This window comes from Telluria sp. ZB4P36 (genome assembly GCF_059685865.1).
This window is the reverse complement of record NZ_JCASIE010000016.1, coordinates 45100-60709: the sequence shown is the minus strand read 5'-3', so window position 1 is coordinate 60709 and position 15610 is coordinate 45100. Positions and strand designations below refer to the sequence as shown.

Annotated in this window: 13 protein-coding genes and 1 tRNA gene; 13 read left to right on the top strand and 1 reads right to left on the bottom strand. The window is 65.7% G+C overall.

Annotated elements, in window-relative coordinates; all coding sequences use genetic code 11:
• The first annotated feature begins 19 nt into the window (after positions 1-19).
• The 3 genes from AC56LK_RS19025 (at position 20) to AC56LK_RS19015 (ending at position 2910) form a co-directional block, all read left to right on the top strand.
• Positions 20-670: a response regulator gene (locus tag AC56LK_RS19025; RefSeq protein WP_497186052.1), complete on the top strand. Its 651-nt coding sequence runs from the start codon at positions 20-22 to the stop codon at positions 668-670.
• Between the two features lie 103 nt (positions 671-773).
• Positions 774-2408: an AMP-binding protein gene (locus AC56LK_RS19020; protein ID WP_497186051.1), complete on the top strand. Its 1635-nt coding sequence runs from the start codon at positions 774-776 to the stop codon at positions 2406-2408.
• Between the two features lie 7 nt (positions 2409-2415).
• Complete coding sequence (locus tag AC56LK_RS19015) at positions 2416-2910, top strand: MarR family winged helix-turn-helix transcriptional regulator (protein WP_497186050.1); 495 nt, start codon at positions 2416-2418, stop codon at positions 2908-2910.
• A gap of 154 nt (positions 2911-3064) precedes the next feature.
• Here AC56LK_RS19015 and AC56LK_RS19010 read toward each other — a convergent pair whose 3' ends face one another.
• Complete coding sequence (locus AC56LK_RS19010; protein WP_497186049.1) at positions 3065-3649, bottom strand: PEP-CTERM sorting domain-containing protein; 585 nt, start codon at positions 3647-3649, stop codon at positions 3065-3067.
• A 223-nt stretch (positions 3650-3872) separates the two neighbouring features.
• Between AC56LK_RS19010 and AC56LK_RS19005 the strand changes: the two genes are divergently transcribed.
• The 10 genes from AC56LK_RS19005 (at position 3873) to epsF (ending at position 15484) form a co-directional block, all read left to right on the top strand.
• Positions 3873-3947, top strand: a tRNA-Arg gene (locus tag AC56LK_RS19005).
• Between the two features lie 151 nt (positions 3948-4098).
• Positions 4099-6057, top strand: a complete 1959-nt coding sequence (locus AC56LK_RS19000) for an ATP-binding cassette domain-containing protein (protein ID WP_497186048.1) — start codon at positions 4099-4101, stop codon at positions 6055-6057.
• Positions 6058-6098: 41 nt separating this feature from the next.
• The gene (locus AC56LK_RS18995) at positions 6099-6827 is read left to right on the top strand and encodes a CAAX prenyl protease-related protein (RefSeq protein ID WP_497186047.1); all 729 of its coding nucleotides are present in this window, start codon (positions 6099-6101) and stop codon (positions 6825-6827) included.
• Positions 6828-6872: 45 nt separating this feature from the next.
• Positions 6873-8102 (top strand): XrtB/PEP-CTERM-associated polysaccharide biosynthesis outer membrane protein EpsL, encoded by a 1230-nt coding sequence (epsL, locus tag AC56LK_RS18990; protein WP_497186046.1) that lies wholly within the window; start codon positions 6873-6875, stop codon positions 8100-8102.
• A 23-nt stretch (positions 8103-8125) separates the two neighbouring features.
• The gene (locus AC56LK_RS18985; protein ID WP_497186045.1) at positions 8126-9508 is read left to right on the top strand and encodes an undecaprenyl-phosphate glucose phosphotransferase; all 1383 of its coding nucleotides are present in this window, start codon (positions 8126-8128) and stop codon (positions 9506-9508) included.
• 257 nt (positions 9509-9765) lie between these two features.
• Positions 9766-10881: a GDP-mannose 4,6-dehydratase gene (gene gmd, locus AC56LK_RS18980; protein WP_497186044.1), complete on the top strand. Its 1116-nt coding sequence runs from the start codon at positions 9766-9768 to the stop codon at positions 10879-10881.
• Positions 10882-10886: 5 nt separating this feature from the next.
• Positions 10887-11924, top strand: a complete 1038-nt coding sequence (fcl, locus tag AC56LK_RS18975; RefSeq protein ID WP_497186043.1) for a GDP-L-fucose synthase — start codon at positions 10887-10889, stop codon at positions 11922-11924.
• Between the two features lie 167 nt (positions 11925-12091).
• The gene (locus AC56LK_RS18970; RefSeq protein WP_497186042.1) at positions 12092-13147 is read left to right on the top strand and encodes an EpsD family peptidyl-prolyl cis-trans isomerase; all 1056 of its coding nucleotides are present in this window, start codon (positions 12092-12094) and stop codon (positions 13145-13147) included.
• 50 nt (positions 13148-13197) lie between these two features.
• Entirely contained in the window at positions 13198-13986 is a 789-nt protein-coding gene (gene epsE, locus AC56LK_RS18965; protein ID WP_497186041.1) for a polysaccharide export protein EpsE, read from the top strand.
• Between the two features lie 91 nt (positions 13987-14077).
• Positions 14078-15484 carry a chain length determinant protein EpsF gene (gene epsF, locus AC56LK_RS18960; RefSeq protein WP_497186040.1) on the top strand — a complete coding sequence of 469 codons (1407 nt, stop codon included), beginning with the start codon at positions 14078-14080 and terminating at the stop codon, positions 15482-15484.
• Positions 15485-15610: the final 126 nt, after the last annotated feature.

Sequence of the window (15610 nt, the reverse complement as noted above, 5' to 3'; positions counted from 1 at the left end):
TAAAAGGGCAAAGGGTGAGATGAAGGTGCTGGCGGTGGATGACGACGTGGTGGCGCGCATGATGCTGATGCATCTGGTCGACAGCTGCGGGCAATACGAGATCGTGGAGGCCGAGGACGGCGAGGACGCCTGGCGCCTGCTGGCGTCCGGCCTGCGTCCCGGCATCGTGTTCTGCGACCTGCGCATGCCGAAGCTGGGCGGCATGGAACTGCTGGCGCGGGTGCGCGCCAGCGCGGAGCTGGCCGCGCTGCCTTTCGTGCTGGTGTCGGCGGCTTCCGATGCCGATACCCTGGCCGAGGCCGGGCGCCTCGGCGCCGACGGCTACATCGTCAAGCCCTTCGCCGCCGGGCAGGTGCGGGCCCAGCTCGCGCGCCTGGCGCCGCTCGACGAAGACCCCGCGGCGGCGGCGCAGCGCCTCGGCATCGCGCCCGAGCGGCTGCTGCTCTACCTCGGCGGCCTGCAGCGCCAGCTCGAGGAAGCAGGGGCCGGGCCTGCGTCCGAACCGGCGCCGGAGCGCGAGGCGCGCCTGCAGCGCCTGGCCGAAGGCTGCGCCACGCTGGGACTGATGGACAGCGCGGCGCGGCTGCGCGCCGTGGCGGCAGGCGAGGATGCCGCCGCCACCGGTGCGGCGCTGGCGCATGCGCGCGCCGCGGTGGCGCGCCGGCTATGACGGCGACGATGAGCGCAAACCCGGTCCCAATTTCACTTGCTGGCAAATTACTTTAGATTTAAAGTAAGCCTGGATGTTGCCGGAATTTCACCAGGGACCCGACATGACCGACGTTTCCGCAGCACTTGCGCCGTCCGGCTACGCCGACGGCTTTGCCCGCGCCAATCTGCCGCCACTCGACGAATGGCCCGAATTCCGCTTCGACCTGCCTGAACTGCAGTACCCGCCGCGCCTGAACAGCGCGGCCGAACTGCTCGACACGGCCAGCCTGCGCGGCTGGGACGAGCGCACCGCGCTGATCGGCAGCCGCGAGCGCCTCAGCTATGCCGGCCTGCGCGCCCGGGTCGACCGCATCGCCCACGTGCTGCGGCAAGACCTCAAGCTCGCGACCGGCAGCCGGGTGCTGCTGCGCGGCGCCAATTGTCCGATGATGGCGGCCTGCATCCTGGCCGTGATCAAGGCCGGCTGCATCGCGGTGCCGACCATGCCGCTGCTGCGCGCGCGCGAGCTGGCCACCATCGCCGGCCGCGCCCGCGTCGATGCCATCCTGTGCGCGGCCGCGCTGCGCGCCGAGGTCGATGCGATGGAGCCGGGCGGCCTGCCGCTGCTGCTGTTCGACGCCGCGCCGGACGCGCCCGAGTCTCTGGAAGCGCGCATGGCGGCGCACGACGGGGCCTTCAGGGCGCCCGACACGGCGGCCGACGATGTCTGCCTGATCAGCTTCACCTCGGGCACCACCGGCGTGCCCAAGGGGACCATGCACTTCCACCGCGACCTGCTGGCGATCTGCGACTGCTTCCCGCGCCATACGCTGCGCTCGCGGCGCGACGACGTCTTCATCGGCACGCCGCCGCTGGCCTTCACCTTCGGCCTGGGCGGGCTGCTGCTGTTCCCGCTACGGGTGGGCGCCGGCGCCGTGCTGTGTGAAAAGCTGACGCCGGAAAGCCTGCTGGCGGCGATCCAGGAACACCGCGCCACGGTCTGCTTCACCGCGCCCACCTTCTACCGCCAGATGGCCCAGATGGCCCCGCGCTTCGACCTGCGCAGCCTGACGCGCACGGTGTCGGCCGGCGAAGCGCTGCCGGTGGCGACGCGCGAGGCCTGGAAGGCTGCGACCGGCCTCGACATGATCGACGGGATCGGCGCCACCGAGATGCTGCACATCTTCATTTCCGCCGCCGGCAGCGAGGTGCGTCCCGGCGCCACCGGCAGGCCGGTGCCGGGCTACCAGGCCTGCATCCTCGACGAGAACGGGCGGCAGCTGGGGCCGGGCGTGATCGGGCGCCTGGCCGTGAAGGGTCCGACCGGCTGCCGCTACCTGGACGATCCGCGCCAGCACAACTACGTGCAGGACGGCTGGAACATCACCGGCGACGCCTACGAAATGGATGCCGACGGCTATTTCTATTACCGCTCGCGGCTGGACGACATGATCATCTCGGCCGGCTACAACATCGCCGGCGCCGAAGTCGAGGACGTGCTGCTGCACCATCCGGCGGTGGCCGAGTGCGGCGTGGTGGGGCGCGCCGACGAGGAGCGCGGGCAGGTGGTCGAGGCCCACGTCGTGCTCAAGCCGGGCGTCGAAGCCAGCAGCGAGACCGCCGCGGTGCTGCAGGAATTCGTCAAGGCCCAGATCGCGCCCTACAAGTATCCGCGCGTGGTGCGCTTTCGCGAACAGCTGCCGCGCACCGAAACCGGTAAACTGCAGCGGTTTAAATTACGCATGGATGCGGTCTGAGGAAAACATGTCGGATTTCGAGGGCCACGAGCTCGACCTGGCCAGCCGCCTGCGCCAGGAGCACCACCAGTCGCTCAAGCTGTGGCTGCGCATGCTGTCCTGCACCGTGCGCATCGAGAACGAGATCCGCACCCGGCTGCGCGCGAGCTTCGGCATCACGCTGCCGCGCTTCGACCTGATGGCCCAGCTCGAGCGCCATCCCGACGGCCTGCGCATGGGCGAGCTGTCCAAGCGCATGATGGTCACCGGCGGCAACGTCACCGGCATCACCGACCAGCTCGAGCGCGAGGGGCTGGTGGTCCGGGTGCCCGACCCGCACGACCGCCGCGCCTGGGCGGTGCGCCTGACTCCGGCCGGGCGCAGCGCCTTCGCCGAAATGGCGGTCGTGCACGAACGCTGGATCGACGAGATGCTGGCCGATATCCCGGCCGGTGACAAGGCCAGCCTGATCGCGCTGCTGGCGTCGATGAAGGAGCGGCTCAGGGTGGACGAGGAGCGCTAGCTGTGAAATTGCAAGAGGTTGTTTCGGTCGATACCCTGGTGCGGGCGATGCCAGTTTTAATGATGGATCCACTCACGCAGCGTGTCTGCATGGATGAAGCGTTCGGCCGTCCCGCATTTCGCGAACCGGCCGAGATCGACGGGGCTGCCAGGGCTTAGCCCTTTGCAGCACCCTTGCGGCGCGTCCCTGCCGCGGCGGCCAGCAGGCCCAGGCCAAGCAGCGCGATGCTGCCCGGCTCAGGCACGTCGACCAGGTCGTCCGGCATGCCGGCCGTGGTGGTGTAGTGGCTGAGGCGGCCGATATTGCACTTGCTCTGGTTGCGCGCGCAGGCGCCGCCGGTCAGGTACTGGACCTGCTCGTCGGTCCAGACCAGGTAGCTGAGCTCACTCGTATTGCGGAAGAAAAAGGTGGTCGCCGTGGCATTGGTGCCGCCGATGCCGAACTTCAGGGCGAAGTAGCCCGGCTGGCTCAGGTCGGTGAGGAACCAGGCGCCCGGCATGCCAGGGACGGCGCTGGCGCTGCTCGCGTTCGCGTCGGTCTTGCCGCTCAGGACCAGGGTCTTATCGCCGGAAAACTTGCGCAGCATCTCGAGTTCCGCCGCATCACTGGAATTGCTCATCTTCGCTTCGCCGATCTTGACGTCGACCGCGTAGATCGGTGTCGCCAGTGCGGCGGCAGGCGCGCTCAGCAGTGCAAGCGCGCACAGCAGGGCAGGGAGGCGGCGAAGAATTGCGGTCATGTTCACTCACTTTGTAAATTGGAAACGAATGTTTTCTATTTAGCAAAGTGCGTGCCAGGTGGAAAATATTTATGAAAATCAATGATTTAAGGAAAATCGCTGCTGCCGCGAGGGGTGGCTTGTAAAGTTCTTCGACATCGGGCAGCCGGCTAGTTCTGCTTTGGCAAGACGGCTGGTACAATAGAGGACTGCACGAGGGCTGTTGCTTGCCCTTTGCGGATGTGTCGCCATAGTACAATGGATAGTACAAGGTCCTCCTAAGACTTAGATGCAGGTTCGATTCCTGCTGGCGACACCATCCTTACCTGCCCGTCCGGGCACTGCATTCTCCGCTTCTGTCATTCCTGGCATGGAAACTGGGGATCGCCGGCGCCAGTCGGTACAATGCGTGCTTCTTTCACCTTTTGCGCTCCTCGCCCCCTGAATGGCGGTGGGCGGTTCACGAAATCATGGCTGTCATTTCCCTCTCTTCCGCTCAACTGGCCTTCGGCCACGTCGCGCTGCTCGACCACGCTGACTTTTCCCTGGAGGCCGGAGAACGCGTCGGCCTGATCGGCCGCAACGGCACCGGCAAGTCCTCGCTGCTGAAAATCATTTCCGGCCGGTTCAGGCTCGACGACGGCCTGCTGGTCATGCAGCAGGGCGTCAAGATCGCCTACGTCGAGCAGGAGCCGGTGTTCGATCCCGCCATGAGCGTGTTCGACGCGGTGGCGGCCGGCATGGGCGAGCAGCAGGCCATGCTGGCCGAGTATGAATCGCTCACCGGGCAGTTCGGCGGCGACAACGACGAGGCGCTGATGGAGCGCATGCACGAGATCCAGCTCAAGCTCGACGCCATCGACGGCTGGAACCTGGCGCACAAGGTCGATACCACCCTCGACCGCCTCGGCCTGAACCGCGACGCGAAGATGGGCACGCTCTCGGGCGGCATGCAGAAGCGCGTGGCGCTGGCCGTGGCGCTGGTGTCCGCCCCGGACGTGCTGCTGCTGGACGAACCGACCAACCACCTCGACTTCACCTCGATCAAGTGGCTGGAAGGACTGCTGCGCGAGTACCGCGGTTCGGTCCTGTTCATCACCCACGACCGCAGCTTCCTCGACAACGTCGCCACCCGCATCCTCGAGCTCGACCGTGGCCGCCTGCTTTCCTTCCCGGGCAATTTCTCGACCTACCAGGAGCGCAAGCGCGAGCTGCTCGCCAACGAGGAAGTCGAGAACGCCAAGTTCGACAAGTTCCTGGCGCAGGAAGAAGTCTGGATCCGCAAGGGCGTGCAGGCGCGCCGCACCCGCGACGAAGGCCGCGTACGCCGCCTGGAAGCGCTGCGCCTGCAGCGCGCCGCACGGCGCGAGCAGCAGGGCACGGTCCGGCTGGACGTGGGCGCCGGCGAACGTTCGGGCAAGATCGTCGCGGACATGGAAAACATCTCGAAGTCGTTCGGCGAGAAAGTCATCGTCAGCAACTTCACCGGCACCATCCTGCGTGGCGACAAGGTCGGCCTGATCGGCCCGAACGGCGCCGGCAAGACCACCTTGCTCAAGATTATCCTCGGCGAAGAAACGGCCGATAGCGGCACGGTCAAGCTCGGCACCAAGCTGAACGTGGCCTATTTCGACCAGATGCGCGCCCAGCTCAACGAGGAAGCGAGCCTGGCCGACACCATTTCGCCGGGCAGCGACTGGGTCGAGATCAATGGCCAGAAGAAGCACGTGATGACCTACCTCAACGACTTCCTGTTCGCGCCGGAACGCGCGCGCTCGCCGGTGAAATCGCTCTCGGGCGGCGAACGCAACCGCCTGCTGCTGGCGCGCCTGTTCGCCAAGCCGGCCAACTGCCTGGTGCTGGACGAACCGACCAACGACCTCGACATCGAAACTCTGGAATTGCTCGAGGAATTGCTTGAGGAATATATGGGCACGGTGTTCCTGGTGAGCCACGACCGCACCTTCCTCGACAACGTCGTGACCCAGGTGATTGTTGCCGAAGGCAATGGTATGTGGCGCGAATACGTCGGCGGTTACACTGACTGGGAACGCGCGCGCGCCAGCAGCCCGGATGCGGGGGCGAAGGGCGCCGCAGCACTGGCGAAGGGGGGGGCGAGCGCCCCGGTCGTGCCGGCCGACTCGACCGTCAAAGCTGGCGAAATGTCATCTACCGCACAGAGCGGGTCTGGTAAAAAGGTAAAGTTGAGCTACAAGGAGCAGCGCGAGCTGGAGGAACTTCCCCAGCTGATCGCGACTCTTGAAGATGAGCAGTCCGCGATTACAGCCCAGCTGAATTCGCCCGACTTCTACAAGCAGAATCCCGGCGATGCGCGCCGCCTGAGCGAGCGCCACGCGGAGATCGACGACCTGCTGCTCGACGCCCTCGAACGCTGGGAGCGCATCGAAGCCCGCTCACGGGGCGAGTAGCGTAACGAACCGGGCAGGCCAGGCGCCTGCGATACATGGACATGACCGAGCATAACGACTCCCGTACCGCTCCATCCGCAAGCTCCGCGTTATCGGTCGACGCACCCCTCTTCAGCCGCGCCGCCTGGGCGCGGATCCTGCCTTTCGGCGCTTATATCTTCTTCATCATCCTCGGCGACATGCTCGAACGCGCGGGCATCGCCCGTGCCGACCTGCGCTGGCTGTATCCGGTCCAGATCGGCGCGGTGGCGCTGCTGCTGGCCGTGTTCTGGCGCCGCTATCACGAGCTGCGCACGCCGCTGCCCGGCCCGGCCCAGCTGCTGATGGCGATGGCGGCCGGCGTCCTCGTACTGGTTCTCTGGATTAACCTGGATGCGCCCTGGATGACGGTCGGCTCGAGCCCCGGCTACGACCCGCGCACGAATGGCGAGCTCGACTGGGCACTGATCCTGATCCGCATCGCCGGCGCCGCGCTGGTCGTTCCCGTCATGGAAGAACTGTTCTGGCGCTCCTTCGTGATGCGCTGGGTCGATGCCGCCGACTTCGAGGCCCTCGCGCCGGTCGGCGTCGGCATCAAGGGCTTCCTGGTCTCGGTCGTCCTGTTCGGCTTCGAGCACAACCTGTGGCTGGCCGGCATGGTGGCCGGCGTTGCCTACAGCCTCCTGTATATGCGTCACGGCAATCTCTGGTCGGCCGTGATCGCCCATGCTGTCACCAACGGCCTGCTCGGCGCATGGGTGGTCGCCACCGGCAACTGGGCTTTCTGGTAATCCAGCAACAAACCAAGCGCAATGACTTCAGAAAAGACAAACAACATGATGCATTCCCGCCTACACACCTTGCGTCCGCTCGCCTTCCTGGTCGGCGCCCTGTTCCTCCTCCCGTCCCGGCATGCGATGGCGCAGGCCAGTCCGCAGCAGGAAGAAGGCCTGAAGCTCTACGGCGGCATCGGCTGGGGCTACGACGACAACCTGCTGCGGGTGCCGGACAACCGGCCCGCCTTCGGCGGCCAGCGCAGCGACCGCTGGCGCCAGGCCGAGGCCGGGGTGCTCTACAACAAGCGCATCAGCCGCCAGCGCGTGACGGTGGTGGCCAAGGCGTCGAAGGTGGAGTTCGACCATTTCAAGCAGCTCGACTATGACGGCCGCGACCTGCAGGCCACCTGGCACTGGGAACTGGGCAACAAGTTCGAAGGGCAGGCCGGCACGCTCTACGACCGCACGCTGTCCTCGTATACCGACTTCTTCAGCGACGAGCGCAACGTGCGCGAGCGCCGCCGCCAGTGGTTCGACGCCGGCTGGAAGATGCACCCGAGCTGGAAAGTCCGCACCGGCTTCACGCGCGAGCGCTACGAGTACGAGCTGCTGCGCCAGCGCTTCAACAACCGCACCGAGAAGGCCGCCGAGGCGGAGTTGCTGTACACGCCGCGCAGCGGCAGCACGGTGGGCCTGGTGGCGCGCCGCGTCAAGGGCGAGTATCCGTTCCGCCGTCCCGCCACCACCGGGGTGCTGGACGACGACTTCACCCAGGACGAACTGAAAGTGCGCGTCAACTGGTACGCCACCGGCTCGACCACCGTGCAGGCGCTGGCCGGCTATGTGCGGCGCGAGCAGCCGTCCTTCGGCGAGGGCAAGACCAGCGGCTTCAACGGCCGCCTGAACGCCTCCTACCAGCCGCGCGGCAAGGTCACCTACAACGCCTCGGTATGGCGCGAATTCGCTCCGATCGAAAGCACCGTCGTCAGCTATACCCTGAACCGCGGCGCCAGCATCGGCGCCAGCTGGCAGGCCACCGGCAAGATCAAGGTCGACGCCAACGCCGCCTACGAACAGCGGGCCTACAACCCGCGCTCGGTCGCGGTCGCCGGCCTGGGCGACCTGGACGATTCGCTGCGCACGGCCAGCCTGCGCGCCACCTGGCAGGTCAAGCGCAAGATCGCGGTCTCGGCCGGCTGGCAGCACCAGTCGCGCAGCGGTTCGCAGACGCTGAACCTGGGTAAATTCGACGCCAACACCGTGATGGTGAACGCGAACGTGCTGTTCTGAAGTGCGGTGTCAAGAAGTGACTTATGACGGTTAACGACATCCCGATCATTTCGTTTTTCCAGCGTGTCCTCGATCCCCTGATCATCATGGGGACCCTGTACCTGGCCACGCTGTATTACCAGGAGCCGTTCTCCGGATATTCGCTGGTACTGATGATCCTGGCCTTCTTCATTTCGTCCTCGGTCTACCAGCACGTCGATCCCTACCGCACCTGGCGCAGCGGCCGCATGCTGGCCTATGCGCGCGACACCGTGTTCGGCTGGTGCCTGACCATCGCCGTGCTGTACTTCCTGGGTTCGGCCAGCGGCCTGAAGTACTTCTACGACGAGCGCGTGCTGCTGGCCTGGTTCATCGCCACGCCACTGACGATCCTGGTCAGCCACCTGGCGGTGCGCAAGGCCACCGGCAGCCGCGACCGTTCGCGCGAAGTGCGCTCGATCGTGGTGGTCGGCGCCAACGACGTCGGCATCAAGTTCTCCCGGGTGTGCGAGCGCCACCCGAATCTGTTCATGGAAGTCTGCGGCTTCTTCGAGGACCGCAAGGACGAGCGTCGCCCGGCCGAGATCGGCCACCCGGTGCTGGGCGGCATGGCCGACGTCTGCGCCTATGTGCGCAAGCACAACATCAAGATGATCTTCATCAGCCAGCCGATCTCGGCCCAGCCGCGCATCCGCAAGCTGATCGACGAGCTGAAGGACACCACCGCCTCGGTCTACTTCCTGCCGGACGTCTACGTGTTCGACCTGATGCAGGCGCGTTTCGACACGGTCGGCGGCATGCCGGTGATCGCGATCAGCGAGACCCCCTTCATGGGCTGGAACAGCGTGATCAAGCGCGGCAGCGACATCGTGATCGGCAGCATCATCCTGCTGCTGCTGGCGCCGCTGATGCTGGTGATCGCCGTCGCCGTCAGGTTGACATCGAAGGGCCCGGTGATCTTCCGCCAGCGCCGCTACGGCCTGTACGGCGAAGAAATCTATGTCTACAAGTTCCGCTCGATGACGGTCACCGAAGATGGCGCCAGCGTCGTGCAGGCGCAGAAGAACGACCAGCGCGTGACCCCGATCGGCGGCTTCCTGCGCCGCACCTCGCTCGACGAGCTGCCGCAGTTCATCAACGTGCTTCAGGGGCGCATGAGCCTGGTCGGGCCGCGTCCGCATGCCGTCGCCCACAACGAGCAGTACCGCAAGCTGATCAAGGGTTACATGCTGCGCCACAAGGTGCGCCCGGGCATCACCGGCTGGGCCCAGGTCAATGGCCTGCGTGGCGAAACAGCCACGCTCGACAAGATGGAGGCGCGCATCCAGTACGACCTCGACTACCTGCGCAACTGGTCGCTCTGGCTCGACCTGTGGATCATTATCAAGACGGTGAAGGTGGTGCTGACGCGCGAGAACGCGCATTGAACCCGGCCTTGCGTGCGGCATCGAACAGCAGGATGATGAAAAGCGCCTGGAGTGAAAAGTAATTAACTTCTTGCAACACGCTGTTATTTACCAGTGAAAACACTTTAAATTCGATTTGGAAATAGTTCGCTTAAGGTCAACTTAAAAGCCGCGCGCACGATTGTCATCTTGCTTGCGCGACCACACGAGCTGCGTAGAATCGTTGATGAGTTTGCAACTGCCGGGACTGTCTTTGTCCGGTTTCACACGGGGAAGCTATGAAGAAAGCACTGATTACCGGCGTGACCGGCCAGGACGGTTCCTACCTGGCGGAACTGCTGCTCGCGAAGGGCTACGAGGTCCATGGCATCAAGCGCCGCGCCTCGCTGTTCAATACCGGGCGCATCGATCACATCTACCAGGATCCGCACGCCGACAATCCGCGCTTCTTCCTCCACTACGGCGACCTCAGCGACACCTCCAACCTGACCCGCATCCTGCAGCAGGTGCAGCCCGACGAGGTCTATAACCTGGGGGCGATGAGCCACGTGGCCGTGTCCTTCGAATCGCCCGAGTACACCGCCGACGTCGACGGCGTCGGCACCCTGCGCCTGCTGGAGGCGATCCGTTTCCTGGGGCTCGAAAAGAAGACCCGCTTCTACCAGGCCTCGACCTCCGAGCTGTACGGCCTGGTGCAGGAACGCCCGCAGCGCGAGACCACCCCTTTCTATCCGCGCAGCCCCTACGCCGTGGCCAAGCTGTACGCCTACTGGATCACCGTGAACTACCGCGAGGCCTACGGCATGTATGCCTGCAACGGCATCCTGTTCAACCACGAATCGCCGCGCCGCGGCGAGACCTTCGTCACCCGCAAGATCACGCGCGCGCTGGCCAACATCGCCCAGGGCCTCGAGCCGCGGCTCTTCCTCGGCAACCTCGACGCCCTGCGCGACTGGGGCCATGCGCGCGACTACGTCCACATGCAATGGCTGATGCTGCAGCAGGACAAGCCCGAAGACTTCGTGATCGCCACCGGGCGCCAGTATTCGGTGCGCCGCTTCGTCGAGGTTGCCGCAAGCGAGCTCGGCATCGAGATCGCCTGGACCGGGCAGGGCGTCGAGGAACGCGGCACGGTCGCGGCCGTCCATGGCGACAAGGCGCCGGACGTCGAGGTAGGACAGCTGATCGTGGCGGTGGACCCGCAGTATTTCCGGCCGACCGAGGTCGAGACCCTGCTGGGCGACCCGACCCGTGCGCGCGAGCGTCTCGGCTGGGAACCGACAACCAGTTTCGAAGCGATGGTGCAGGAAATGGTGGCGCATGACCTCGATACGGCGCGCCGCCACAAGCTGCTCGCATCGCATGGCTACAACGTCGCACTTTCACTGGAGTAAATGTGTTGAATAATCAGCCCCGCATCTATGTCGCCGGCCATCGTGGCCTGGTCGGTTCCGCCATCGTGCGCGTCCTGCGCGCCCAGGGCCACACCAATATCGTCACCCGCACCCACGCCGAACTGGAACTCACCGACCAGGCCCAGGTGCGCGAATTCTTCCGTACCGAGCAGATCGACCAGGTCTACCTGGCCGCGGCCAAGGTGGGCGGCATCCATGCCAACAACACCTATCCGGCCGAGTTCATCTACGACAACATGATGGTGCAGGCCAACGTCGTCCACGAAGCCTGGCGCGCCGGCGTGCGCAAGCTCCTGTTCCTCGGCTCCTCCTGCATCTACCCGCGCCTGGCGGCGCAGCCGATCCGCGAGGAATACCTGATGAACGGCATCCTCGAGCCGACCAACGAGCCCTATGCCATGGCCAAGATCGCCGGCATCAAGCTGTGCGAAAGCTATAACCGCCAGTACGGCACCGATTACCGCAGCGTGATGCCGACCAACCTGTATGGGCCGGGCGACAACTACCACCCGGAAAACAGCCACGTGATCCCGGCCCTGCTGCGCCGCTTCCACGAAGCGCGCGAGAGCGATGCGGCCGAAGTCGTGATCTGGGGCAGCGGCAAGCCGATGCGCGAGTTCCTGTACGTGGACGACATGGCCGCCGCCAGCGTCTACGTGATGAACCTGCCGGTCGAGGTGTACGCGGCCAACACCGACCCCATGCACTCGCACATCAACGTCGGCACCGGCCAGGATGTCACCATCGCCGAGCTGGCGCGGCTGGTGGGCGAGACCGTCGGCTACCGCGGCCGCATCGTCTTCGATGCCGGCAAGCCGGACGGCACGCCGCGCAAGCTGCTCGACGTGTCCAAGCTGGCCGCGCTCGGCTGGCGCGCCAGCACGCCGCTGCAGGAAGGCCTGCGCCGCGCCTATGAGGCCTTCGTCGCCCAGCAGGACGAACACACCGAAGCGGGGGCGCAGGAAGTGCCGGCCGGGCTGCTCGGCCGTGCGCCCGGCGGCGTGTCGGCGGTGGCGGCATGAGCCGCCCGAGCTGCCGCGGTAGCAGAGTGTTAATTGACGAACAGAGAACGAATCGTGCGGAACCCAGAATGGATGAGTCCCGGCTCTGACCTGAATTCTGGAGCGGGTCACAAATAAAAAGAGGAAAAGAGGCGGGCTCACCCGCTAACTAACGTCGAGGAACTATCTTGAAAACCTTCCATTTGGCAGCCAACCAAACTTCTTTCCCAACTCCCAGGCGCCTGCTGTCCGCGGCGGCACTGGTGCTGTGTGCGGCCGGCCTGGCCGGCTGCAACAAGGACGAGGCCCCCAAGGAGGCGAAGCCGGGCCAGGCCCTGGCCAGCGTGAACGGCGAAGAAATCACCGTGCTGCAGCTGAACGAAGAACTGCAGCGCCTGGGCGTGTCGGCGGCGCAGCAGCAGGTGGCCGGCAAGCAGGTCCTGCAGGCACTGGTCGACCGCGAACTGCTGGAAGGCGAGGCGGCCAAGGAAAAGCTCGACCGCGACCCGAAGGTGATGCAGGCCATCGAGCGTGCGCGCTCGCTGATCATCGCCCAGGCCTACATGCAGAAGAAAATCGGCGAGCCGCAGCGTCCGAGCCCGGCCGAAGTGGAAGACTACTTCAACAAGAACCCGCAGTTCTTCACTAACCGCAAGCAGTTCGCCATGAACGAGCTGATCCTCTCGGCCAGCGACCTGACGCCGGAAGTGCGTGCCGCCGCCGACAATGCCAAGTCGCTGGAAGAAGTCGCCGTGCTCCTCGATGCGAAGAACATCAAGTACGGGCGCGCCCAGGTCACCCGCAGCACCGCCGATCTCAACCCGCAGCTGTCGAGCAAGCTGCTGTCGATGCAGAAGGGCCAGCTGTTCGCGGTCAAGGAAGGCGATCGCGCGATGCTGATTTCGATCGCCGAAGTGCGCGACGCACCCGTCACCCTGGCCATCGCCGGCCCGCAGATCAGCCAGTACCTGATGAACAAGAAGCAGAAGGAACTGGCCGCGGCCGAGATCCAGCGCCTGCGCGGCACCGCCAAGATTGCCTATCTGAACAAGGATTACGCACCGAACCCGAACACGCCCGGCGCCGCGCCGGCCGCAGCACCGGCCGCCCCCGCGGCGGATCCGGCTGCCGCGGCGGTGGCCGCCACACCGGCCGGCCCGTCCTCGATCGCGCCCGCACCGGCGCCCGAGGCCGGCCCTGCCGACAAGGCGGCGCTCGACCGCGGCGTGGCAGGTCTGAAGTAAGCGCATTTCATCCCTCATCGACCAACAGCAAAAGAATTGAAGGAGCAATCATGAAAAGATTCGTCAAGTGGATGATGGCAGCCGCGCTCGTGCTGACCATGGGCATCGCCGGTGCCGCCGAAACCGTGCTGGGCCCGGGCGACGTGGTCAAGCTGTCCGTCTACGGCAGCCCCGACCTCTCGCTCGAGACCCGCGTCAGCGACAGCGGCAACATCACCTTCCCGCTGCTGGGCCAGGTCGGGGTGGGTGGCCTGTCGGTGGCCGCGGCCGAGAAGAAGATCGGCGACCTGCTGGAGAAGGGCGGCTTCCTCAAGAAAGCCCAGGTCAACATGCTGGTGACCACGCTGGCCAGCCAGCAGGTGTCGGTGCTGGGCTACGTCAACCGTCCGGGCCGCTACGCGGTGGAAGGGCGCCGCAAGGTGCTCGACCTGCTGGCCATGGCCGGCGGCATCCACGGCGAGGGCGGCGACATCATCAACCTGGTGCGCACCCGTAACGGCAACACCACGCGCGAGACCATCGACGTGATCGACATGGTCCGCAAGGGCGAGCTGAACAAGGATTACGAAGTGGCCGGCGGCGACATCATCTATGTCGAACGCGCACCGCGCGCCTACGTCACCGGCGAAGTCCAGCGACCGGGTCCGTTCCGCCTCGAGCGCGGCATGACCGTGCAGCAGGCCGTCTCGGCCGGCGGCGGCCTGAACATGCGTGGCAGCAACAAGGGCATGAAGGTCACCCGCCGCGATGCCAGCGGCAATCCGGTGACGATCAATGTCAATGCCAATGATCCGGTCCAGGTCGACGATGTCATCACGGTCCGTGAAAGCTGGTTCTAAGCAGTATTCCGGCGCGCCGCAAGCGGCGCGCCGGGCCGTAGTCCCGTTTTGTCCACCCGCTGTCAAAGGCATCTGATGCAAAGGTAAGGCCATGAACGTCCATCAATTTCTGCTGATCCTACTCGCCAGGAAGAAAATCATCCTGGGTACCCTGCTGGTCACGGTCCTGCTCGCGCTGGGCTGGAGCCTGGTGCAGCAGAAGACCTACAAGGCCACCGCATCCGTGCTCCTGAACTACAAGGGCGTTGACCCGGTAAGTGGACTCACCATGCCGGGCAACCTGATGCCGGGCTATATGGCGACCCAGATCGACATCATCAGCAGCAAGAACGTGGCCTTGCGGGTGGTCGATTCGCTGCGCCTCGCATCGAGCCCGGCCGTGCAGGCCCAGTGGCGCGAAGCCAGCGAAGGGAAGGGCACGGTGCGCGACTGGCTGGCCGACCTGCTGCTCAAGAAGCTCGAGATCATGCCTTCGCGCGAATCGAGCGTGGTCGAGATCAGCTTCAAGGGCGCCGACCCGACCTTCGCCGCCGCCGTCGCCAATGCCTTCGCCGACGAATATCAGAAGATCAGCGTCCAGCTCAAGACCGAGCCGGCCAAGAAAGCCTCGTCCTACTTCAACGAACAAACCAAGCAGCTGCGCGACAACCTCGAGGCCGCCCAGGCGCGCCTGTCGAAATACCAGCAGGAGAAGGGCATCGTCAGCCTCGACAACAACCGCGTCGACATCGAACTGTCGCGCCTGAACGACCTGTCGGCCCAGCTGGTCGCGGCCCAGACCCAGGCCATGGAAGCCAGCTCGCGCGAACGCATGGCCACCGGCGTGGGTTCGCCCGACGTCGCCAATAATGCCCTGGTCCAGAGCCTGCGCGTGAGCCTCGCCAGCGGCGAGGCCAAGCTGGCCGAAGCCGCATCGCGCTACGGCCGCAACCACCCGGCCTACCAGTCCGCCTCCGCGGAAGTCGGCAAGATGCGCGCCGAACTGAATGCCGCCCTGGGCAGCGTTTCGCGGAGCGTCGGCGCCAACGCCCAGGTCTATCGCCAGCGCGAGGCCGAGCTGCGCGCCGCCCTGGCCGCCCAGAAGACCCGCGTGCTCGAGCTGAACCGCACCCGCGACGAACTCGGCGTGATGCTGAAGGACCTCGACAGCGCCCAGCGCGCCTTCGATGCCGCCAGCCAGCGCTTCTCGCAGACCCGTATCGAGGCCCAGGCCGAGCAGTCCGACATCTCGGTGCTGAACCCGGCGGTGCCGCCGACCGTGCCGGCCGGCCCGCGCGTGCTGCTCAACACCCTGGTGTCGATCCTGCTGGGCACCATCCTCGGCGTCGGCCTGGCCCTGCTGCTGGAACTGGTCAACCGCCCGGTACGCTCGAGCGGCGACGTCAAGGACATGCTGGGCATCCCGGTGCTCGGCACCATCGAGTGGCGCATGAAGCGCCCGCGCAGCGGCGGCATCCGTGCCTTGATGACGCCGCGCCGCCTGCTGAGGCTGAACTGAGCGGGCCCACACAAGAATAGGACACGACCATGAATTCAACCGTGCTATCCGCATTGCCTACCGGCGCGCCCCACGACGGCGCACTGCACCACGGCGCAGCCCATGACGGCTCATTGAATAACACCA